The organism is Aquimarina sp. AU58, from assembly GCF_900312745.1.
GTDB lineage: Bacteria > Bacteroidota > Bacteroidia > Flavobacteriales > Flavobacteriaceae > Aquimarina > Aquimarina spinulae.
Genome location: NZ_OMPD01000008.1, coordinates 274,696 through 297,462 on the forward strand (window position 1 = coordinate 274,696; position 22,767 = coordinate 297,462).

Genomic DNA, 22,767 nt, shown 5'->3' on the forward strand with positions numbered 1-22,767 from the left:
ACCACCCTTCAAAAGTTTCATTTTATAACAATAAACACAATTTTTAACTACATTTATCAACCATAACCAAGTAAATACAACTACACTCTAAAACAATTATCGTTTTTTTAGTTACAAAACCATAATCATCTTCATAGATTTCAGTGAAAATATTTTGCCCATAATTTTCTTTCAGATATATTAAAAAGACAATATAGAAATACAATTAATTTTAACTATAAAAATCTAGAAATCATGTAAACAAAACTACTTTCTTCAGTGACTAAAAATTAAATCAATTAATCATTTCTAAAAACCATTTAATATGCTAACATTTATAGGAATCGTAATGATTCTTACAGGAATCATAATGCTCATAATCAAACCCATTTTTTCAACTTTAAAAGTTCTAAACTGGTTCACCAAATCGCGTAATTTTAAATTAATTGGGTTCGGTTTTGTGCTAAGTGTGATCTCTGGTATGTTTTTTTATGCAGAACCTGGTACTGCCTATGCAGTACAATATCCTTGGGGTAGCCAAAAAGCTGTAGTACATCAAGGTATCAATACCAAAATGTGGGGACGTTTGATCCCTATACAATTCGAACTCCCTATCAAATATGTAATCCCAGATAAAGATAATGGTGAGCTTGGAGAACAAAGTAAATATGCTAATGTTGATGTGGCAAAATACTGGGCATTTAGCGATGCCGTAAAAGCCAGAATTGCAACTTCGGTAGTAATTAGTATTAATACTGCAGATGAATCACAATTCTTATCTGTAGCAGACCGTAATAAAACCGAAAAAAACCTTATTCGATCACGTATCATTCCTAATATAGATCAGTCTATTAAGAATACATGTAAATTAATGGATGCTCAGGATTATATCTCTGGACAAGCTTCTGATTTTGACAGATATTTTAAAGATCAGTTAGAAAACGGTATGTATGTACTAGAAGAGTACATAGCCAACGAAAACAGAGAATTAATTGGGGATAGCAGTGTAGTGAGAACTATAGTGAATAAAGAATCTAAACAGAAACGTTTTAAGATCAAATACGTAAACGGAGAACCTGTACGAGAAAAAGGAAACTCTTTAAAAGCTTATGGCCTTACCGTTGTACAAGCTGTTGTTACCGAAATTGATTGGGAAACTACCTTTGATAAACGATTACAATTACAAAAAGAAGAGGTAGCACAAACACAGCTAGAAAAACAACAAGCAGAGCGTGAGTTCTATCGTGCTCAAAAAGAAACGGCAAAAGGTGAAGCTGAGAAAGCAACAGAACGTGCCCGACTAGAAAAAGAGCAAATTCAAAAAACTATCGAAGCCGAAACAAAAGCCAAAGTAGCAGAATTTAACCTTATCGAGGAGCGTAAGAATTATGAAGTTGCACAGTTTAAAGCCAAAACACAAAAAACGATGGCAGATGCACAATCTTATGAAAATGCTAAACTGGTAAGTGCTGGTCTTACTCCACAAGAACGTGCCGAGTGGGAATATAAGACTTCTGTAAATATAGCCAGAGAGCTTAAAGAGCTAAAACTACCAGAGATCTATATACAGGATGGTGGTAAACAAGATGCTAATGGAAACTTATTACAATCATTAATTGGCGCAGATCTTGCCAAAAAAATGATGACCAGAAAAAGTCAATAAATGAACTTACATATAGCATAACTGTGCTTTAACACACATACTATCAAGCTACTCGAATCCTGTTTTTAGATCGTGTTTATCTAAAACCTGTCGGGTAGCTTTTTTCTATCTGCGAAAAAGTTTATATAAATTTTGCCAGCAATATAAAAAACAACTATATTTGCACCCGCAAAAAGGCCTCGTAGCATAACTGAATAGTGCACTTGATTACGGCTCAAGAGGTTGCAGGTTTGAATCCTGCCGAGGTCACGAATGAAGCACAAAAAATGTGAATTACAAAGCGAGTTTCAGAAATGAAACTCGTTTTTTTTTGAAACAAAGCCAAGTGATTCTTTTTGTGATTCTTAAAGCGGAGCTTTGCTAGGAAAGGTTATAATCAATCCTCTCAAAAGACTTTCCTCCAGCTTCAATAGCAAGTCCTAAAGTTGCTTTTTCTAATCGTGATATGTTACGAAGATAGATAGAGAAAAAAATGTTCGGAATACCTTTCGATAAAAGTCTTGATTTTGCGATGATTATTGAAGTAATAAAATTTCTTGGTCCAATAGAGTTCTCTATTTTTTATCAATGCTTTAGGTTTACAAAAAATTGTTTTTAAAACATATAAAACAAATGATCTTATATCACAAACAAAAGTAATTTCATTTTCAGTACAATTCTCTTTTAATTGTCTAATAATTAACACCTTATACATATGTAAATTATCGTTTTTGACCATGCGCGATAACCACAAAATTAATACTGTTTTATTCTTATTAAAAATATAATACTGATTATCAATGTTTTACATATCTAATTCTAACAAAAAAACGTTAAAAAAACCAACTATCTAATAACGAGTGATTTATCGAATTTGTTTAATTTAGAATACTAACTTTAATATATCAACACAAATGAAATCAACTAATTTAGCAACACTAACTTTGCTGTTGGTCTTCTCTATGATGACCTATGGGCAACAAAATGAAAACAAAGCTTTTTATCACGGAAAAATATCCTCTGTAGAGTATGTTTCTCCAATGTCTTCCAGACCTCATGATCTTCTACCACCTGATAATTCTTTTAAGGAAGCAAAAGACAAAAGATCATTAGGAAACATGGTTGTATCCGGTAAAGATCCACAAACTACTAATGATTATTATGTGAAAAACAGGCATCAGAAATCGGCAAGTATGAGTCTAGCTGCTCCAAGCCTTGTATTTGATACCTATTCATCTAATTCTCAACCAACGGATCCATCATTAGCTGTTGGGCCAAATCATGTGTTTGTTGTTTACAACACAGGGTTTATGATTTATGATAAAGCAGGTAATCAATTAGTGGGACAGACAGCTCCTAACCCTGCAATTTTTCCATCCGGAGGATGCTGTGACCTTACCGTTTCTTATGATAATGCTGCCGATAGGTGGGTATTGTCATTTTTGGGATCCGGAGCACAGGTAGCTATATCTGATGGGCCTGATCCAGTAAATGCCGGGTGGTATATATACAATATATCATCAATCAGTGACTACCAAAAATTATCAATATGGAGTGATGGATATTATATTACAGATAATACTAGTAGTAATAACAAAATATGGGCATTAGAGAGATCTAAAATGTTAACAGGTGATTCTAATGCACAAATAGTAGGTTTCAATCTTCCGGGAATTGTTACTAGCGGTTTTTACAGCCCACAGGCGTTAAACGTAACTGATGCTAATTTACCAGCAGCTGGCGGTGCTACCATTGTATATATGCAGGATAATGCCTGGTCAGGAGTTTCTACCGATCATATCAAATTATGGACTGTTAATGTAGATTGGAACAATTCAAATAATTCTACTATATCCAATCCACAGCAGATTAACACAACTTCTTTTATTGGTGTATTTGATGGAGGAAGTTTTTCTAACTTAGCTCAACCTGGAGGAGGTGATACTATTGATGCATTACAAGCAACGATTATGAATCAGGCACAATTCAGGAAATTTGCTTCTCATAATTCTGCTATATTCAATTTTGTAGTAGATACCGATGGTGGATCTGGTAAGCTTGCCGGAGTACGCTGGTATGAATTCCGTCAAAGTGGAGATAATCAACCATGGTCTTTACACCAGGAAGGTACCTATACTGCTCCTGATGGAAGACACGCCTGGAACGCTAGTATGGCAATGGATGCACAAGGTAATATAGGTATGGGATATACATCTATGTCTGGTCCGAGTACCTCATCAACTGTTAGGGTAAGTTCATATTATACCGGAAGATTAAGTTCGGATCCTGCTGGTGTGATGACAGGAACAGAACAATTAATTTCTAACGGAAATGGTAATATTCCTAGTTTACGCTATGGAGATTATAGTAAAATAGATGTTGATCCATCTGATAATTCTTCATTTTGGTTTATAACCGAATACATGAAAAATGGTAGAAAAGGAGTTGTTGGAAAATTCCAAATACAATCAGGACCTGCTGATACGCAAGCGCCAACGAATCCAAGCAATTTGACAGCTAGCAATATCACTTCAAGCGGAGCAACTCTGAATTGGACAGCTTCTACAGATAATGTTGGTGTTACTCAATACAACATTTCTATAGGTGGTAATTCAGTAGGAACTTCTGCAAGTCCTACTTTTAATGTTACAGGTCTATCTCCATTGACCAATTATAATGCATCAGTAACTGCACAAGATGCAGCAGGAAATATCTCTGGAAGTGCTACCGTTTCTTTCACTACCTTAGAAGGAAGTGGAGTAACTTATTGTGATTCTGCAAGTACCAATGTAAATGATGAATATATTGGTAAAGTACAGGTTAATACGATTGATAATTCTTCGGGAGCTCAGTTTTATTCTGATTTTACATCGGTTTCTACAACCTTAAAAGAAGGGCAAAGTTATGATATCACTGTAACGCCAACCTGGACAGGAACTACATACGCTGAAGGGTATGCCGTTTGGATTGATTATAACAACAATGGCAACTTTACAGACTCTGGAGAATTGGTATGGTCCAAAGCAGCTTCGACCGATACTAACAATACTGGATCATTTACGGTACCAAGTGGAACGGCTCAAACTGCAGTAAGAATGAGAGTGTCTATGAAATATAACGCTATTCCTACTTCATGTGAAACCTTCACGTATGGAGAAGTAGAAGACTATACGATCAACCTGGAACAGGGGGCCACAGGAGGGGTAACCTATTGTGATTCTGCAAGTACCAATGTAAATGATGAATATATTGGTAAAGTACAGGTTAATACAATTGATAATTCTTCGGGAGCTCAGTTTTATTCTGATTTTACATCGGTTTCTACAACCTTAAAAGAAGGACAAAGTTATGATATCACTGTAACTCCAACCTGGACAGGAACTACATACGCTGAAGGGTATGCTGTTTGGATTGATTATAACAACAATGGCGTCTTTACAGACTCTGGAGAATTGGTATGGTCCAAAGCAGCTTCGACCGATACTAACAATACTGGATCATTTACGGTACCAAGTGGAACTGCTCAAACTGCAGTAAGAATGAGAGTGTCTATGAAATATAACGCTATTCCTACTTCATGTGAAGCGTTTACGTATGGAGAAGTAGAAGACTATACGATCAACCTGGGGAACCGCTCGAATGAACAGAATAGTGGAAATTTATTAAGAACGTTTACAGAAAACTCTCTTAACAATATTAAATTACATCCTAACCCTGTAAATGCTCAACTTAACATAAAGATTTTAAAAGGTAGGTTTGAAAGAATCAGCATATTCTCTTCTACTGGTACAATTGTAAAAGAGATTAATCCGGAAATTGATTCTTTATCCATAGATGTATCTAAGTTTGCTTCAGGAATGTACTTTGTACGATTCGTTGAAAACGGACTGGCGGTAACCAAAAGATTCATAAAGAAATAACCTAATAAGCTTGTTTTTTTACGATAATAACTACCTGAAAATTTATAAAAAGTATCTTCAAACTTTAATTCATTTTTCAGGTAGTTTTTTGTGGAGTTACGTCCCCTTTATTCATCGTATTTTAGTTTGTAGAAAAACCAAATTACTATAAAGTGAGAAATCCTTTAAGGAAATCCCGCTCTTTTAAAAAGTAATGATCAGCAACAAGCAAGAAACCAATTTACATAAGTATTGCAAAAGCATATTTTTTTAATCGCTTCATTTGTAATAATTTCATAATCAAAGTTTACGAAAAGTTTACGATTCCATAAACAAAAACTCATAACAAACTGTAAACCAATCAACTAAAACAACAAATAACTTGATTACGGCTCAAGAGGTCGCACACAAACACGTTAAGTATAATTATGACATCTAGTATTTTTCATAACAAAGAATTTGAAATAAATGGAATTTCTATACCTGAATTTGAATTGAAAAATGGAAATCTTATACGAATTTATATTCCAAATTTTGATATCGAAAGCTCACCTTTAGGTTTTGATTTAGCTATTGAACTCATTAAATGTTTTCAGAATCAAAAAACTGATTTCCCCTGGGCAAAAAACTACCGACAACATACAGTCATGAAATTATTAACTCCTTTAAGTGTTGGCAAATACCTGACTAATAAAATGCGGATTGACGAGTCTAATGCAAAAAGAATTGCTGAAGAAATCGGAATTAGCCTAAAAGACAAATTGGAGCATTTGAGTTTTACCAATAGAAAAGCATTAATTATAAAAGCTCTATTTCATAAAAATGATAGTATCATTCTAGATTATTATGGAGTAGATGCTAAAGGAATTGAATTTTTAGAAAGTTTAGTCAATTCTGAAATTGAAAATGGCAAATCTGCAATTGCATTTGATAGATTAGAATTTAAAATCGATCAAGAACCATATTGTAATATTGTGCCGATAGCAATAAAAAACTGTAGCTAACATCATCAAATATTAAAACCTTTAGTAGGAAGTGATTACTGCAATTTCATAACGTACAGGCAGTCTTTCATATGAATAAACGCTACACATTACTATATCACAAATCATAACCGCCTATCGACTGGCTACACTTGTTATACTTAACAAATCTCACGGAAAATAGGGTAAAATAAATACCCCAAAAGATTGTACTTAGCATAATAAAATGTATAGCTAAATAAAAAATATTAAAACGGTTTTTTTATTTAAGACGTTAACCCATATTTGAAATGACAGAGAACTATATTTTAATCAAAACCCATCAACAACAAGATCTAGAGAACATACTTTGTGATCTGGCAAATTTATATCGAGATACAGAATATGTAAAAGGTATACAACTCTACAGAAAAAAAGGTCAGATAGAACTTTTCTTGATACGATTTACAAAATCACCAGATTTAGAAAAATTCGGTTATTTCGTCAATTACTTGGTTTACCCTATGGATGTTCTTGAATTTCAATCCAAAGTAAGAGGGTATTATAGAACGGCTGATGTTAATTCTTATCCAAAATTAAAGAGTGGTGATTGGTTAATGTTGTATATAAATAGTGAGGATCAATCACCAGAAAATGTTTACATTACAAACGAAAACAACCAATCTTTTATCTATGACTTTGGTAAGCGGTTAAAACAATTAGATGATACGGTTGAGAGTTTTACTGAATTTGCCGTTGACCCAAATGAATATAATCATATAATTGATATTTTTCCATCACCAGAAGTAGAATCTGCTAAAACTAAACCTTGGTGGAAGTTTTGGTAACATGGATAACAATACAGATGATTTATATCTTCAGCTTAAAAAAAATAAAATTACACCAATAAATCAATTAGTTCAGGTAATACTTGCCTTGTTCCGAAAATATATTAAATGAAGATATTGATTATAATACTTTTTCTTTCATTGTTAATTGTTAATTGTTCAAAACGAAAACAATTACCTCTTATTGAAAAAATTGAACGATTCAAGGTTTCCAAATGTCAAAATGGCTGTGGAATTGATTCTATAGGAGTTCGAAAAAATGAAATTGAAAATGGTAATCTAAATGTTAGATTAAGGGTACATAGTAAACTGTTCTTGGAGAGAAGCTTATTTGAAAAATGTTACTGAACGAAATGACACATTACTTATTGAATTAGATAAACCACAATTAAATGATGGAGGATATCCCGTAACGACTTGTGATTGCTTTTTTTATTTCAGTTTTGTTTTAAAGAATTATACTAATACTCCAAAGACAATTCGTATACTTGAGTTATTCGAAAATAATAAATACTGGGATGAGAGAGATTTTGATCGATATGAGTTTCAAGAAACTATTATTGAAAAAAGATAGAATTTTATACAACGCCAAGCATGATATTTTATCAATTAAATAATGCCCCCATGTTCTTATATAGCACAAAGATTTTACGATGAAAAGTTATAAAATCAATGCTGATCAGTAAAGATACAGGAGTAGGAAACCCGAAAGCTTCTACTAAATTAAAAAGAACATTATTTTTTAACACTATTTGCAAAAAACCAGGGAACCTATTTGTAGAAATATCAAATGCCGATACGAATAATTTATATGAACAAACACTAAACATTACTATATAACTAATAAAATGCCATGAAAATAAATTCTAACAGCAGATATTTCAATGAATTGTTTAAACAAAAACTAGAAAGTTTAAAACAAAGTGAGGATTACCACCTGGTCAAAGAATTAATCCCAGAAAATGCAATAGAGGATAAGATAAGAGATTATATAAAAGAAGAATTAACTACTACTTTTAAGGTAGCTCATACACTAATAGAACAAGACAAATCTGAAAAAGCAAATGCTTTTCTATTTCAATGCATTGGTTCAGATATTCCTCCTTTTATTCCTTCGACCTGTTGGATGAATGGATTTTCTTCTCTTGTATATGATGATGGAGAAATTAAAAAGAAAGGACAATTATTTGATTCTACAGGAGGCTTCGATTTAAAATTATTACACCCATTATACGATACTTTAGAAGATAATGAAGATTTATGGGAAATAGATATTTATGATGATTTGAAATGGATGCTTCTATTTAAAACCTTTCAACTAATGGCTGAAGCAATTGAGTATACCATACAAAGCGATTCCTTTTCAAAAATACCCATTACAACGCCATTTTATTTTTTGGCAACAGGTGGACATGATGAAAATAAAGAACTTCTCTTATTAATTGAATAAAAAGAAATTGAATTTAAATAGGTTCTGATCAGAATTACAATAGTGAAATATTTTATAATAATCAAAGATTTAGTGCACTACTTTTTTATAAAATAAGTATCTTTGAGATAGGGATAAAAACAAAAAACGACTAAAAAAATAATGGGCATTATACCCTTTATCTTTTTTAAATCTATTGGAATTTTAGCGATTCATGAATACACAAAAATACATAGAAGATCTTCTTAAGTCACATTCATTAAAAAAAACTTCGGCACGAATAGAAATGCTTAAAATATTTCTAAATTATGATTACGCATTATCTGCAAAAGAAATAATTTCTCATATGAAGGTAAGTCATGATCGGGTAACTATATATCGAACATTAGGTGCTTTTGAAGAGCATGGGATATTGCATAAAGCTTCTGAAGATAGTCATGGCATACGATATGCAATGTGTAGTCATGAATGCCCAGAAGAAGTACATTCTGATGAGCATGTTCATCTTATTTGCGAAAATTGCTCACAGACCTATTGCCTCGAAGATATTAAAATTCCAAAAATCAAAGTTTTAGAAAAATTCCTGGCACAAAAAATAAACTATACCATTAATGGTGTTTGTAATGCATGCCTTTCTAGTTTAAAAACAACTAATGGATAATCTCTGGAACACTCATTATCATTATTTTGATCAGAAAAAACATCCTCCAGCAGCTACTTTACGTAATGCACTAGCTCTTTCTCAAAAACTACAAATTAACCCACAAGACAGGCTAGCTGTTGATTTGGGTTGTGGGAATGGTGTAGATACTTTTGCCTTACTACAGGATAAATGGAATGTCCTTGCCATAGACAAACAAAATGAAGCCTTATTGCGAATTAAGGAAAATACTCCGGATACATACAAACAACAGCTTCAGCTTCGCTTAAATTCTTTTGAAAACATAGATACACTTCCCGATTGCCAACTTATTAATGCCACTTTTAGTTTACCATTTTGTCACCCCGATCATTTTGACAGATTATGGAATATCATTACTTCTTCAATACCAAAAAAAGGGATTTTTAGTGGGCATTTTTTCGGCACCAATGATGCCTGGAGCTCTAATCCTGAAATGACTTTTCACACCGAGAAACAGATAAAAGCAATGTTTAATCATTTTGATCTTATCCATTGTAAAGAAATAGAAAAACAAGGTAAAACCATATCCGGAAAAGAAAAATATTGGCATGTATTTCATATCGTAGCTCAGAAAAAGTAGACTATTTATGCCTTACACTTATTATTTCTGAAACGCCACTCTTTTAGAAGTCGAACTTAACAGTTTTTTAAGTTCAATAGAAGATAGTACCCATAATACTAATGCATAGATTATATTTTCTACAACAAGCGTATAATATATCCCATTAATACCAAACATTTTTGGGAAAAACCAAATTAAAGGGAGAAACAAAATAATTTGTCGGCTTATCGGAACGATACTGGCTAGTTTTCCTTTTCCTACCGATTGAAAAAAAATAATACTACTCGAGGCAATAGGTAATAGAAATAACACTGCCAAAATACTTCTTAGATTAAAGATTTCATGAGTGTCTAAAACCATATCCGGAAGCATCAATTGAATACAAAATTCGGGAAAAATCAACACGGGAATCATAAAAACCAGTATAAATAAAACACCACCTATCCTAAATGTTTTTATAGCTTCTATACATCTCGATATATTAGACGCGCCATAATTGATTCCTATTATAGGTTGCAAGGGTTGCAATAAACCTAATACAGGTATTGCCAAAAATGAAAATAACCTAAATGCAGCACTAAAAAAAGCAATATCATGAGCAGTACCATACCATGCTAAAGTTCTAAATAAAAAAAACTGTTTTATAACATTAGACAATTGCATAACAAAAGCAGATGTACCTACACTAATTACATCTTTTATGATGTCTTTTTCAATCTTAATACTAAATTTTCCAGTTGCAAACGATGCTTTTTTCTTAACAAAATAGAGCGAAGTTGCAATCGCATATATAAGCATAGATATGATACTACTTAAGGCAGCACCAGCAATATCCATAGAAAAGGTATGAATAAATAAAGGGGTTAATGTAATATTTATTACAACAGACATTATTGTAAATGTCATTGCTTGTCTAATTTTACCTTCGGATCTAATAAGCCCATTAGCAGAAAGGCCATGGATAGTAAAGAACACCCCCAGAATAGATATTTCAAAATAAGAAACCCCATAATCCAGCATAGCTCCCGTAGCACCCATAAAAGCTACCAATTGTCTAGTAAAAAGAATACCTACAATCATTAATATCATCGAGCTTATAAGAGAAAGCGCGATCATATTAGGAATTACTTTTTGTTGTTTTTCTATATCATTGGCACCAATAGCTCTACTCAAAACCGAAGACGACCCAGCCGCAATAAAAACAGTTACGCTGGTAATAACCAGGGTAAGCGGAAATAGTAACGAAATCCCGGCGAATGCTTCTGCGCCAATAAAATAACTTACATATATAGCATCTACCAGAGAATTAATAGAAATTACCATCATCCCTAATATTCCTGGTAAAGAAAGTTTAAGCATCAATTTCCAGAGATTATCTTTTAGTATATCTGGTTGTTTCTTCACGACTAAAACTGTTTCAAAAAAGTAATTTTACTAATAAATTGTTGGTTCCTGTCTATAGGATCTAATGATGATTTTATTTGGGTATCGTTAAACACCAGGTAAATAAAAGACAAAGGCATATATTCCCAACTAAACCGTGCATTCCACCTTCCTTGTTTATTAAATGAGTTATACTGATAAAAGGTGGATAGTTGCATTCGGGGAGAGAGTGCTAAACGAAGGCTGGCAGAATACAAATTGGTTTCTAAATTTTCTCTTAGTATTCCTATTTTCCTAAGATTATTATATTCGTAATCTGCAGTTAAAGCAATATGAGGTAAAGGAGCGTATCGCATACCAGCTGTAATTGTATTTCTGTTTCCATTATAGAAACCTCCCCATTCATATTTAAAAGAAGCAGACAATTTTCTTGATCGATCAGAATTATATCGAACAAATTGTCGGGTATAGAAATACCTTTTTTGTTCGATTGCTAATCCCAGAGGTTTGAAATCAAAATTTATATTTTGCCATGATGGCGTAACCGAGTATTCTACAAAACTGTTGTCTTTAAAAAATACATATACAGGAAAAAGATACAGGCTCGCCTGTTGAAACTTTTCGGGGTTTTGAAAATCATGATAGTAATTTGCAAAAAAACCTGGATCCCAACGACGAATCCACGGAAGCTTTTTAGGTCTTACAATAAAATACCCGCCAGGATTGTGTTTTATAACATCATTCTGAAAGACAAAACCTGTACCTGGATTATAATTCTTGCTTACAAAATTTGAAGACCATCCCCAATACATCTTATTGCTTCGATATCCAGAAAAAACACTTCCTGCTTCTCCCCACCTATTGGTTTGTTCATCATATGTAGACGAAATTAAATAAGAAATTGTCCATTTATTTTTTATTCGAATTAAACCATCTATAGTTGCTGTTGTATTATTATTTTCTTCGATATCTAATACTTTACTATTTTCATCTAAGCGATGATTGATCATAACGCCTACATTGTTTTCTTTTCCAAAATTCTGGAGGTAACGAAATATTCCAAAATTCGCACTGGGCGCATTATCGGTATTTCTTTGGTGGATATATAACCCCGCCAGAGTTCTTTTATCGTTTCTATCGGTAAAACGTGTTCCAACATTAATCGGAGCAGGAACGGCATTAAATTTACCTTCTAACCCAATTTTTCTACTAAAAAAAGGACGAACTAAATTGTTAGAGGCTCCTGCCCAAATCCCTGAGTTTTCTAAGAAAAATTGCCTTCGCTCTGGAAAAAATATATTAAACCTATCAAGGTTGTTAACTGCTCTATCTACATCTGCCTGTGCAAAATCTGTATTAACAGTTACGTCTAAGACCGATCGTGGACTTATAGCCCATTTTGCATCCCCTCCAAATTTTAGTTTACTATCAGAGTTTTTTTCTCCTTCTGCATTAGTCGTAGTGTATTGATATAAAGAATAAGGTTCTACTCTAAGGTTTGCTCCAGAACTAGGAAGTTCTAATCCTTTTAATTGCGCAGCATATGTCATTCTATACGGAGAAAAAGATTGCGGGATGGCAGGAAAAACGGTTCGCTCATAATCTCTTCTTGCCAGTCTGCTAAATGTAATTCCCCAGGCAACATCTTCTTCTTTTTTCTGACTGTCGTACCGAATAGATGTAAAAGGTATGGCAAACTCTGCATAGTATCCTGTATCGGTTCTATGGGTGCGTACAGACCATAGTGCATTCCAATCATTATCAGTACTATTATCATTAAAGTTCTGTAAGTCTCGTTGATTACCATACGGAGTGGTTTGAAACGAGACACAGTATTGTTTGAGATTTTGAGGATCTAATTGAATACTAAAAATATCATTCTCGCCATCACTAAAATCCCTTCTTAAATCTTGTACACGAACTCCTTTTTTCCCTAATGAGTCTTCACAAAACACTCCTATGTATAGCTGCTTCTCATCAAATAAGACACGTACTTCGGTTTTATACGTATAAACTCCTCCCTGTCGGGGTTCCATTCGAAAAAAATCTTTGGTAACAGGAGCTTCCTGCCAATCAGACTCGTTTAATTTGCCATCGATTTTTATAGAACCCTTTGCACGTTTTGCAAAAACCTGGGGAGGATCACTAGGGGGTGGAAAATTTTGATTTGTATGCTGTGCAATACCAATCATATGTTGCATAATAACTACTATGACACAAAGTAAATTTCTCATATTTTCTTTTTTTTCATGATTGTGAAACCTATTCCGAAAAATAAGATCGTCGCGATACTAACTTTTACTATTCCTAATAAAATAAGAGTACTCCATTTTACTTCATCTGTTTTGATTTTGAAGGATGGTAATCGCGAATAGTCCTCACGCCGTATAGGTTTATCCCAAAACAATTTCTGAAAATAGAAGTTTGAAATATTACGATGGAATGATTCGATAGAAGTATGAAACTGATGAAAGGTATTAAGATCTGTTTTTGCAATATGAATAAATATACTCTGCATATTTACCGCAGGATTTACCCAATGAAAATCTGATATCCATTTATTTCTCTGATATACCTGATTGTTATATTGATCTACATCTTCTTTACTATGCATATCTTTTAAGGATGTTAGTGCTGCATATGCTTTTGCAAGTGTGTTATTATGGATAAGACTATCTGATCCCTGAAGGTGTGGATTATGTGCTAAAAATTCTTGAATAACTTCTTTGGCTTCGTTCTGATCTTCTTCATTTTCAAGACTGGTTCTGCGAGTAATTTCTGCTAGTGATGTACTGTCTAATGGATACCTGGTAGTTACCCATACGTTAAGCACTGCAGGGATTATGATAAGAAAGAGCAGCCATACTCCGGCTGCCGTAATCGCCGTAAAAGACGAATTCATTTTAAAACTTACAATAAAGAAGAGTACTGCAAACCAAAATGCGCAATACATAATAACGCTAAGTATCCAAAAAAGAGCTGACAGGCTATTCTCAGAATTCATAATATTACCAGAAGTGGTTAGCCCTATCATAGAAATAAGAAGTGCTAATCCTGTAATAAGGAAGAAATATAATATGAGTCGTACTATAATAATTCTCCTGATGTTTACAGTTTGTATATGTAGTAATGGTAGTACTCCATTCTCTTTTTCGCCAGAATATAAGCCATAGGAAAATGCTATAATCAATAAAGGGAAGAGGTAAATTAGTACAAATGATAAATCAAAATTACCAACGTATAGTTTTACGGGATTTGCGATCTCGTTTTCAAAAAGCTGATAGTGTAAACTCATTCCTGTAAGACGGTAATAATAAGGATGTAAATCGCATTGTCCAATTGCCAAGGCTGCGTAATCATGAGGATGTAAAATCGCATGATAACCATGTCTATGCCATGCATAGGCAGCGTCTGAAGCAATTTCTAGTTTCTTTTTTTGTGTTACAGAAGCTAATTCTTCTTTAAAACTTGCCTGATATTGATGGAATTCGGTTTTTTCAATTTCCATTACATCCTGGATAGTATCCCGTTGTACTTTTATCTCTGATTGCCCATAATAAATTGAATAAAGACCAAGTAAAAAAGTACAACCTAGCATTACTATTTGAAAAGTATTTCTGGTAAAAGCAATCCACTCATATCGCAATAATGTTATCGTTACTCTACTCATAATACAGGTTTCTTTTTATGTGATGAATAGTTAAGAAGAAAGAAAATAATCAACCCCCAACAACATAAGGATAATAGTTCTATTAGATATTGGCGTAGTATCTCATACGCAGACATTGTTTTATAGTGAAAACCTTTAACCGTTTTCCATAAATTTTTACCTGCTTTATATTCATAAAACTCTCCATACTTAGAGTTTTGCGCCATATCAAGATTCATTTTCCGAACTAATTCTCTGCGATAATTTTCTGTTATTTTTTGAAAATGAATAGAAGTATTCAGATCGGTAGCAGCAAGTCCCATAGATACATTACGTACGGCTAAATATGGAGTAATAAAACTGGATAAGCTACTGATTCGATTCTGATGATTAAAAATATCGATTAACCTTTCCCAATGTATATCATATACTTTATTGCCATAATCTTCTCCGGCTTGCATTCGCATTCCTTCAAAATTTAGAGGTAGTTTATGAATTGAATCTACTTTATAATGCTGTAAATATTCTTTTTTTAATTGCTGCTCTCGGGCGATTTTTGGATTTTTTCCATCTAAACCATTTCTAATATCTTTTTGAATAGCTTCTCTATACATTTTCATAGAAGGTAAAGGATAGAAGCTTTCTCCAAAATTAGCCGTTGTTTTTGGAATAATAATGGTAAAAAGAATCCAACAGGTTAATAGGGTAAGTAATGCATTTCTTCCTGTTGATGATTGCATAGATACCCATACCGAAAAAGCAACAAAAATCGATAAGTATATGGCATACACTATTAGTAGAAATAATACTCGTAATCCAACATCGGGGATACTACCAGAATCTGTTATCGCTGTAGATAAAATAAAAGCGATTACAAAAAACGGAATCACTATAGCAAAGAGAATACTTACATATGCTATTATTTTCCCTTTAATTATAGAAGAATAAGATACTCCCTGACTTATTAACAATTTGAGAGTTCCATTTTCTCTTTCTTCGGTAAATGCAGTAAATGCCAAAAATATAATGAGTAAAGGAATTAATATTTGAAATACCATTGCTGCACTAAGTTCTCCAAACCGAATCATACTGCTATGATCTTGTGCCGGGCGAAACATAAATTCGTGTTGGTAGTGAGCTTCAAGGTATACAGAAGTTCCTGTATAGGTATCTAATCCAAAATCAAATAAGCTTAATATAGTTTTTGGTTTAAATACAAAAGTCCCGTAATGAGCAGCTATATGGGGGTGTTTGTCACCTTGCTCTAACCATTCTGTTCTATTTTCTTGCTTAGCCTGTTCTATAATAACTCGTTGTTGATTATAGGCCACATATCCTGTATATAAGGCAATACTAAGCAACCCCATGATTACTATAGCAAGAGCTGCTATTAGCTTTTTCCGCAATGCGATTTGTATTTCTTTTTTGGCAATTAGTAGTACTGCATTCATCTTATCAATTGTGCATGTGTTTCAAATACATTTTTTCAAGATCCTGAAAACTAACGTCTTTGGATTCAAACTTTTCTAACAATACCCCTTCTTTCATTATACCAATGTGTGTACCTGTGTCTTTTGCTCTAAAAAGATCATGTGTTGCCATTAATGTGGTTACTCCTCTTTCTTTCATATTTAATAATAATTCAGAAAATTCATTACTGGCTTTGGGATCTAATCCAGATGTGGGCTCGTCTAGCAGTAATACTTTTGCTCCTCGTGCCCGGGCCAGCGCAATACCCACTTTTTGGCGCATTCCTTTAGAGTAACTACTTACTCTTTTGCGTATAAAATCTTTCTGCAAGCCAGATTGTATTAATAATTCTTCCAGCTCACTTTTGTTTTGATTTCCTCCGCCCAATCCACAAAAAAAATGGAGATTTTCTAGCCCGGTCAGGTTTTTGTATAACATCAGGTTTTCGGGAATATAGGATAGCAATTGTTTGGTTTCCTTAATATGCATGGTGACATCCATATTATTGATCATAGCTTTACCATGAGTTGCATCTATAAAATTTAGAAATAGATTAATAGTAGTCGATTTCCCTGCTCCATTTGCCCCTAACAGACAAAAAATTTCTCCTTCTTTTATCGTAAGATTTAAAGATTTTAGAGCGGTGAAATCTCCATATTTTTTTGTTAAATCAATTGCTTCAAGCATTTTTATATTATTTTAGAGTGATTAACCCTGTTATATAACCACTGGTGCTTTTCATTTTCTTTGAAACATTACCCGAACTAATTTCATAACTATACAAAGCATCTTCTTCTGTACCTGCAATGGCAAAAAGAACTTCATTATCAGAAACTTGCTTCATAAATGATGTTCGGGATGCTGCAAATGTATTAGGTAGAGAGGCCTCTAAATCCCCTAAATCTTGAGCTTTAGAAAGATCAATTTTTCGATATCTAAAAGAAGGATTAGCTCCATCTGTCCCAAAAAAGTTATCATCATTTTCTGAAACGGTAGTACATACCATTCCATTACTAAAATGATATAATCCAAAACACGTATTACCAGTAGCAGCTTTCAGGTCGAAAAAATAATCTGCGTCAAATTCTGTTTCTCCTGCTTTGATCTTAAGAACACCACTAGGTTTACCACTAAATAGTCCCGAAGCCTGAACATAAATATTCCCTTGAGCATCTGTAGTCATAATTTCGGCAGTAAGTGTATTAAAAAGTGTGGCTGTACGATCATCTGTTATAATTTTACTTAAGGTGTTTGTATTTAAATCTACCACGGCAATCTTAGCAGAACCTGATCCTCCAAAATCATTAAGTGCGATAAATAAATTGGTATCTCTTATGATCATATCGGAATAAAAAAGGCCATCCCCAGCATCTTTTAGATTTATTTCTCCTGTAATTCTCATCGTAGTAGGGTCAAATTGAATAACTTTAGATATTCCTCCTCCAACTGTAGCGTAACCTGTAGTTTCATTAAGAATCTCGAGAGAAGAAAAAGAATTAGATCCCGGAATTATTATTTCTTGATCCAAAACCGCTTTACCAGTTTTATCAAACACAAATTTTTTCATAGTTGCGGGAGCACCAAAACCTGCTGTAAACATCGATTTCCCGTCTGAGTATATAGAAGAAAACTGTCCTACTTCTGTACCATTGGTATTATCTATCGAAGGTTTATTAAGATCTGTAAGTCCTTGTAAAAATGTCGTTTTTACATCTCCTGCACCCGATACTATGGCCAGGCCATGGTTTATTTTTACTGTCGTTTCTTCTGGAGGAATAGAATTATCGTCGCTTTTACATCCTGATAGTATACTTATTGTTGTAAAAATAAATCCTGCAAAAAGTATGTGTGCTGCTTTTTTTAATGTGTTCTTGTTCATTACTATAGTTTTTGTATTATGATTTAAATAGTGAGGTTTTTAATTTAAGATGCCATGATCTTCCTGGTTTTTGAACTCCAAAATTATCATAGGCTTGTTGATCAAATATGTTGTGAGTTTCGAGAGTTATGGTATATTGCTTATGCTTTCCTGTGTATGCAATCCCTATATTATGAAGCCATTGAGTTGGCACGACTAGTTTATCTTCTTTTCGTCCATCAATCTCCCAATACCTAAAAAATTCTTCTACATAACGGGTAGACCACCATACTTGTAATTGGTCATTAGGTTTCATTAAACTATCTCTGGTAATTTGAATTTCTCCGTTTCCGAATAGATATGGTTTGTTTGGTAATCGAGCTCCAAAATAGCGATCATTAGACACTCCTGAAGCTTCTTTTTTGGATCGGTTTCGTAAATCCTGAAAAGTGCCATTTAGTGTAATATTTAACCATGATAATGGCCGCATACTAATTTCGCCTTCGACTCCTATAATTCTTGTTTTTAATAAATTTTGATAGGTACTCAAAACAGGAGGAGGAACTGCTTGAAGTATAATAATATTATCTATTTCTCTAAAAAAACCATTAGCTTCTACACTCCATGTTTCTTTTTTAAAACTCCCACCAAGATTAATATTATGACTTCTTTCGGGTTTTAAATTGGGATTAGCTGCTACTGCGACACTAAAATCTCCTAAAGTTTCAATTCTATCTGGTAACCTTGTGGCATACTCATAAGATAGTTTACTTAAAAAATTGTGATTCACTTTCCAGGAAAAAGATTGGCTTCCTCCAAATTCTGTATTTTGCTGTTCTACCTCATCGATTTCATTATTTTCAATTTCGAAACCTTTTGCGGTATAGTGATATAATTTTACAGCACTATGACTTACTATTTTTTTATCCAGAAAATCTTTTTCCAGGCCTATCCCACTAACAATTTTATTGATATGTACAGGGTTTTTATAGTAATCATTTCCGTAAAATGCAGCTGCAACGGGATCTTCTCCTGATCGTTCAAAAAAGGAAGTCACGCCATTAAAGAGAATTCGTGAGGTGGTATTAACATTATATTGAAGATTAATTCTTCCCGAAATATTATCTCCGGTAAGTTTTAATTTATTTTGAGAAGGTGTGATCTCACCTCCAGAGGTTCTCTGCCCAATAACTTCTCCTCTCCAATTGTATATATTAAGTGTTGTATCATTAAAATTAGTAATGATTCTGTTGTACCCTATGTATAAATTAGCATCTAGGTTTTTAATAAGGTCTTTTTTTTCATATTGTAATGCATTATTATGTACAGATACTTTGTTAAGTGCTTCTCCGTAAGGTTGTCTCATTTCAAAATTATGCTGAATCTCATCATATAAATTTGCATAAGAAAAATTGAGTGCTATATAATCTGCCCAGGATTGGTCTATCAACCCTACATCTCCTTTTATCATATAGCTTCTAAAAGCATCATGAAACTTTTTTGCAGAAATTGATTCCGGATTACCTTGTTCATTAATAAGTGTTACATCGTTTAGTGTGTAATTATTATCTGAATACGTATAATACCCTGTTAACCCAGCTGTTAAACCAGAGGGCATTACTTTTCTCGCATTTACTGTTGCCTGCCATGTATTAAATGAACTATATGCTACAGATGTGTCAAAAAAATCATACTTCTCTTTTCTTGTAACTATATTAATAGCACCTCCTAATGCATCTGCTCCCATACTTACAGGAACCGCACCTTTATATACTTCCATTCGTTTAATAAGGTTAACAGGAAGCATAGCCAGAGAGGGGCCTATTCCTAATTCTTCTACTGGAAGTAAAAAATCCATAGGAACTCCATTCACAAATAGTTTTACTTGCCTGCCGCTTAACCCTTGAATAGATACTTCAGTGGCATTTCCAACTCCCCCACTCTGTCTTATTTGTACTCCAGGTACTGTACCTAAAAGATCAGATGTAGTAACAGATCTATTATTAAGTTTTCTGGCTTCGATAACAGATACTGTTGTCGTACTATTTCTAATTTTTGTTGCTTCTGATGTGCTCAATAGTGTTACTTCACCTAATTCATCGAGTTGTTTAGCAAGGCGAATTGTTACTTTTATTTTGGGTTGATTTTTAAGTAGTGTTATCGTTTTTTGTTGTGTTTGGTATCCTATATGTGATATTACAATTTGGTAATCCCCCGATCTTAAATGTTCTATTCTAAAGGCTCCCGAAGTATCGGATACGGTACTTTTATTCATTTCTGGAATATATATATGGGCAGTAGATAAAGGGTTTCCTTTTTCATTGGTTATTGTACCAGAAATTACCCCTTCCTGACCTATAGAAATGATTGGGATTAGTAAAAAAACAATTATGAGAAATGAGATATATTGCATATAGAAGTAGTAGACGATTTATTGTATTTAATTATGTATTCTGATTTTTTAAGAATAGAATGTCATTTGTTATAAAGTAATTTCCTGAATCAATTCTTCTGAATTCATTTCCTCAAAAATCACTTTTTCTTTCTCAGACATTTGATCTTTATGAAGTAATCCATTTGATCTATCCCATAACTGTTTTGTTTCTGCAGTTAATTGATAGGCTTCATCTTTATCCTTTTTTAGCAAACAGGTTAACCCATTATTTTTACGTAGTTCAAGTATTTGTTGGTTTCGTAATAGATAAGATGATGATAAATTGGTTAGAGAGATCACTTCTCTTTCTTCATTGTACAATAAAAATTCTTGGTCTGAATAAAGTTCTAGTATTGTTTCTTGTAGGGGTTCGATTTCAAAAACACGTACTTTAGTTTTTAGTTCTTCTTGTGTATTTTGATAACATTCAACAATCTTTACAGGAGTTTTCTCTGGTGAATGATTCATAATTACAGCTTTCTTTTGTTCACCTTCAATAATATTGTTCAGTGTTATTTTTTCAACAAAAAAGAAATCATCAACTGCTGTTTTAGAATACCTTATTTCTCCAGAACTGTGTACTTCTGAAATAAGTGTGTATTTCCCTAAAGGTGCATTGTTAGGGATGGTATATGTAAAATAATAATGTCTTCCGGATTGAATATTCTTGAGTATTTGTATTAATTGTTCTCTTTTACAAGCTCCGCTCAAATAATCTGCTAATAACAATAACGGAACATTTTTATTTAAATATTTAAGTGATCGTTCTTCTTCTTGTGTTACTTCGTTTATAGGATCTGGTAATCCTAAAACATGTTCTTCAAAAAGCATAGTAACATTTCCGTTAGGGTCTTTAACACCAATTCTAACCCAAGGAAACACGTGTACATTTTTTAAGGCAGAGATATTAAAGTTCCAGTGAATAGTAACGGTCTTACCAGGGATAGCTCTTTTTGGAAAAATACTCATGACTATTTTCTTAATGCTTTAAGCTGTTCTTTACTATATTGGCTTGCATACTGCCTGAACCATTTTTCAACTGTTTTTTCGCCTAAATAATCATAGGTCACAGATAGTAAAAACTCTAACTTTTTTAGATACTCTTGTTTAGCTTTTTCTGGGTCTTTCATCATATTTCTTGTACGATCTTCTTTTTCCTTTTTTGAAGCAGGAACATGATGAAAATAAGTTGTGTTAAAATATTCTTTACTAAACTCATGATATTGAGGAGTAAAAAGAATCATATTATGCCACATTTCGTCGATAATCAAAAGATCATCTGGTATAAAAACTCCTGGAATCTGACTTATGAATAGAAACTTGAGGGTTTCATTAAAAATATCCTGTACTTCTTCGACTTCTAACTGGTACATATCATTAAACCTCGAAATAATGTCTTCGTTTCTAAACTGAAGAATATTTGCTAGTTGTTTTTTATCTAATTTTTTCATGGTTAAAATGTTTCCTTAAAACGGTAGTACGACAAATCGTACTACCGCAATACAATGTCTACAATGTAGATGAACAATGTCCACAGTTACTACAATGCGTACCTCCAACTGGATTTGCTGATTTTTCGGCCAGAATCTGAGAGATTAGTGCTTCTTTGTTAATTTTCATGATTACATAAATTAAGATTATACCTACTCTATTTTTTAAGGTTTTCGGCTCGCCCTTTGTTGCAACAGTGTTGCAATATAGAGAACCTGTTTTTCAGAAGCAACAATGTTGCATTTAAAGAAATGTTAAAAAAATGATTTCAATTGTTAATGGCTTAGCATCATTCTTCGATAAATTTTAGAAACTTTATGTTATTAACTCGATCGATGAAATCTTGCAAATACTCTAATGATGAATCCATTATCTTAGTCTATTCTTCGTTTTGATTACGCCAAATTTTAATACGCTTAAATTGGATTATCAAAGCTCTTCATAATTTTAGATCTATACTTTTTGAGAATACATTAAGG

General features: G+C 33.1%; 18 protein-coding genes and 1 tRNA gene. 10 read left to right on the forward strand and 9 right to left on the reverse strand.

The features are described 5' to 3' along the window. Positions 1–304: 304 nt before the first annotated feature. The 10 genes from DK441_RS05615 to DK441_RS05660 all read left to right on the forward strand — a co-directional run bounded on the left by DK441_RS05615 (position 305) and on the right by DK441_RS05660 (position 10,021). Positions 305–1,642, forward strand: coding sequence for an SPFH domain-containing protein (locus DK441_RS05615; RefSeq protein WP_109097865.1), 1,338 nt, complete (start codon positions 305–307; stop codon positions 1,640–1,642). A 175-nt stretch (positions 1,643–1,817) separates the two neighbouring features. Next, a tRNA-Arg gene (locus DK441_RS05620) sits at positions 1,818–1,891 on the forward strand. A 644-nt stretch (positions 1,892–2,535) separates the two neighbouring features. After that, positions 2,536–5,541, forward strand: a complete 3,006-nt coding sequence (locus DK441_RS05625) for a GEVED domain-containing protein (protein WP_109097866.1) — start codon at positions 2,536–2,538, stop codon at positions 5,539–5,541. 407 nt (positions 5,542–5,948) lie between these two features. After that, entirely contained in the window at positions 5,949–6,524 is a 576-nt protein-coding gene (locus DK441_RS05630; protein ID WP_109097867.1) for a hypothetical protein, read from the forward strand. 269 nt (positions 6,525–6,793) lie between these two features. Further along, positions 6,794–7,330 carry a hypothetical protein gene (locus tag DK441_RS05635; protein WP_109097868.1) on the forward strand — a complete coding sequence of 179 codons (537 nt, stop codon included), beginning with the start codon at positions 6,794–6,796 and terminating at the stop codon, positions 7,328–7,330. Positions 7,331–7,661: 331 nt separating this feature from the next. After that, entirely contained in the window at positions 7,662–7,904 is a 243-nt protein-coding gene (locus DK441_RS05645) for a hypothetical protein (protein ID WP_109097870.1), read from the forward strand. Positions 7,905–8,002: 98 nt separating this feature from the next. Continuing rightward, positions 8,003–8,170: a hypothetical protein gene (locus tag DK441_RS26455; RefSeq protein WP_160111965.1), complete on the forward strand. Its 168-nt coding sequence runs from the start codon at positions 8,003–8,005 to the stop codon at positions 8,168–8,170. A 13-nt stretch (positions 8,171–8,183) separates the two neighbouring features. Then, positions 8,184–8,780, forward strand: coding sequence for a hypothetical protein (locus DK441_RS05650; protein ID WP_109097871.1), 597 nt, complete (start codon positions 8,184–8,186; stop codon positions 8,778–8,780). A gap of 193 nt (positions 8,781–8,973) precedes the next feature. Beyond that, complete coding sequence (locus tag DK441_RS05655; protein ID WP_109097872.1) at positions 8,974–9,420, forward strand: Fur family transcriptional regulator; 447 nt, start codon at positions 8,974–8,976, stop codon at positions 9,418–9,420. Beyond that, positions 9,413–10,021 carry a class I SAM-dependent methyltransferase gene (locus DK441_RS05660; protein ID WP_109097873.1) on the forward strand — a complete coding sequence of 203 codons (609 nt, stop codon included), beginning with the start codon at positions 9,413–9,415 and terminating at the stop codon, positions 10,019–10,021. The genes DK441_RS05655 and DK441_RS05660 overlap by 8 nt, the downstream gene beginning before the upstream one ends. Positions 10,022–10,042: 21 nt before the next feature. Here the strand turns inward: DK441_RS05660 and DK441_RS05665 are convergent, their stop codons facing one another. The 9 genes from DK441_RS05665 to DK441_RS05705 all read right to left on the reverse strand — a co-directional run bounded on the left by DK441_RS05665 (position 10,043) and on the right by DK441_RS05705 (position 22,248). Beyond that, positions 10,043–11,407, reverse strand: a complete 1,365-nt coding sequence (locus DK441_RS05665; RefSeq protein ID WP_109097874.1) for an MATE family efflux transporter — start codon at positions 11,405–11,407, stop codon at positions 10,043–10,045. A 2-nt stretch (positions 11,408–11,409) separates the two neighbouring features. Continuing rightward, on the reverse strand, positions 11,410–13,620 hold the full coding sequence (locus tag DK441_RS05670; protein WP_109097875.1) for a DUF5916 domain-containing protein: 2,211 nt from the start codon (positions 13,618–13,620) through the stop codon (positions 11,410–11,412). After that, positions 13,617–15,056: a DUF3526 domain-containing protein gene (locus DK441_RS05675; protein WP_109097876.1), complete on the reverse strand. Its 1,440-nt coding sequence runs from the start codon at positions 15,054–15,056 to the stop codon at positions 13,617–13,619. The genes DK441_RS05670 and DK441_RS05675 overlap by 4 nt, the downstream gene beginning before the upstream one ends. Continuing rightward, positions 15,053–16,486 (reverse strand): DUF3526 domain-containing protein, encoded by a 1,434-nt coding sequence (locus DK441_RS05680; RefSeq protein ID WP_109097877.1) that lies wholly within the window; start codon positions 16,484–16,486, stop codon positions 15,053–15,055. Before DK441_RS05680 ends, DK441_RS05675 begins: the two co-directional genes overlap by 4 nt. 4 nt (positions 16,487–16,490) lie before the next feature. Continuing rightward, a complete protein-coding gene (locus DK441_RS05685) occupies positions 16,491–17,192 on the reverse strand; it encodes an ABC transporter ATP-binding protein (RefSeq protein ID WP_109097878.1) in 702 nt (233 codons plus the stop codon). Positions 17,193–17,199: 7 nt separating this feature from the next. After that, a complete protein-coding gene (locus tag DK441_RS05690; protein ID WP_109097879.1) occupies positions 17,200–18,384 on the reverse strand; it encodes a hypothetical protein in 1,185 nt (394 codons plus the stop codon). A 16-nt stretch (positions 18,385–18,400) separates the two neighbouring features. After that, positions 18,401–20,776 carry a TonB-dependent receptor gene (locus DK441_RS05695; protein WP_109097880.1) on the reverse strand — a complete coding sequence of 792 codons (2,376 nt, stop codon included), beginning with the start codon at positions 20,774–20,776 and terminating at the stop codon, positions 18,401–18,403. 69 nt (positions 20,777–20,845) lie between these two features. Beyond that, positions 20,846–21,766 (reverse strand): hypothetical protein, encoded by a 921-nt coding sequence (locus tag DK441_RS05700; protein ID WP_109097881.1) that lies wholly within the window; start codon positions 21,764–21,766, stop codon positions 20,846–20,848. A gap of 2 nt (positions 21,767–21,768) precedes the next feature. Continuing rightward, complete coding sequence (locus DK441_RS05705) at positions 21,769–22,248, reverse strand: hypothetical protein (protein WP_109097882.1); 480 nt, start codon at positions 22,246–22,248, stop codon at positions 21,769–21,771. Between the last annotated feature and the right edge of the window lie 519 nt (positions 22,249–22,767).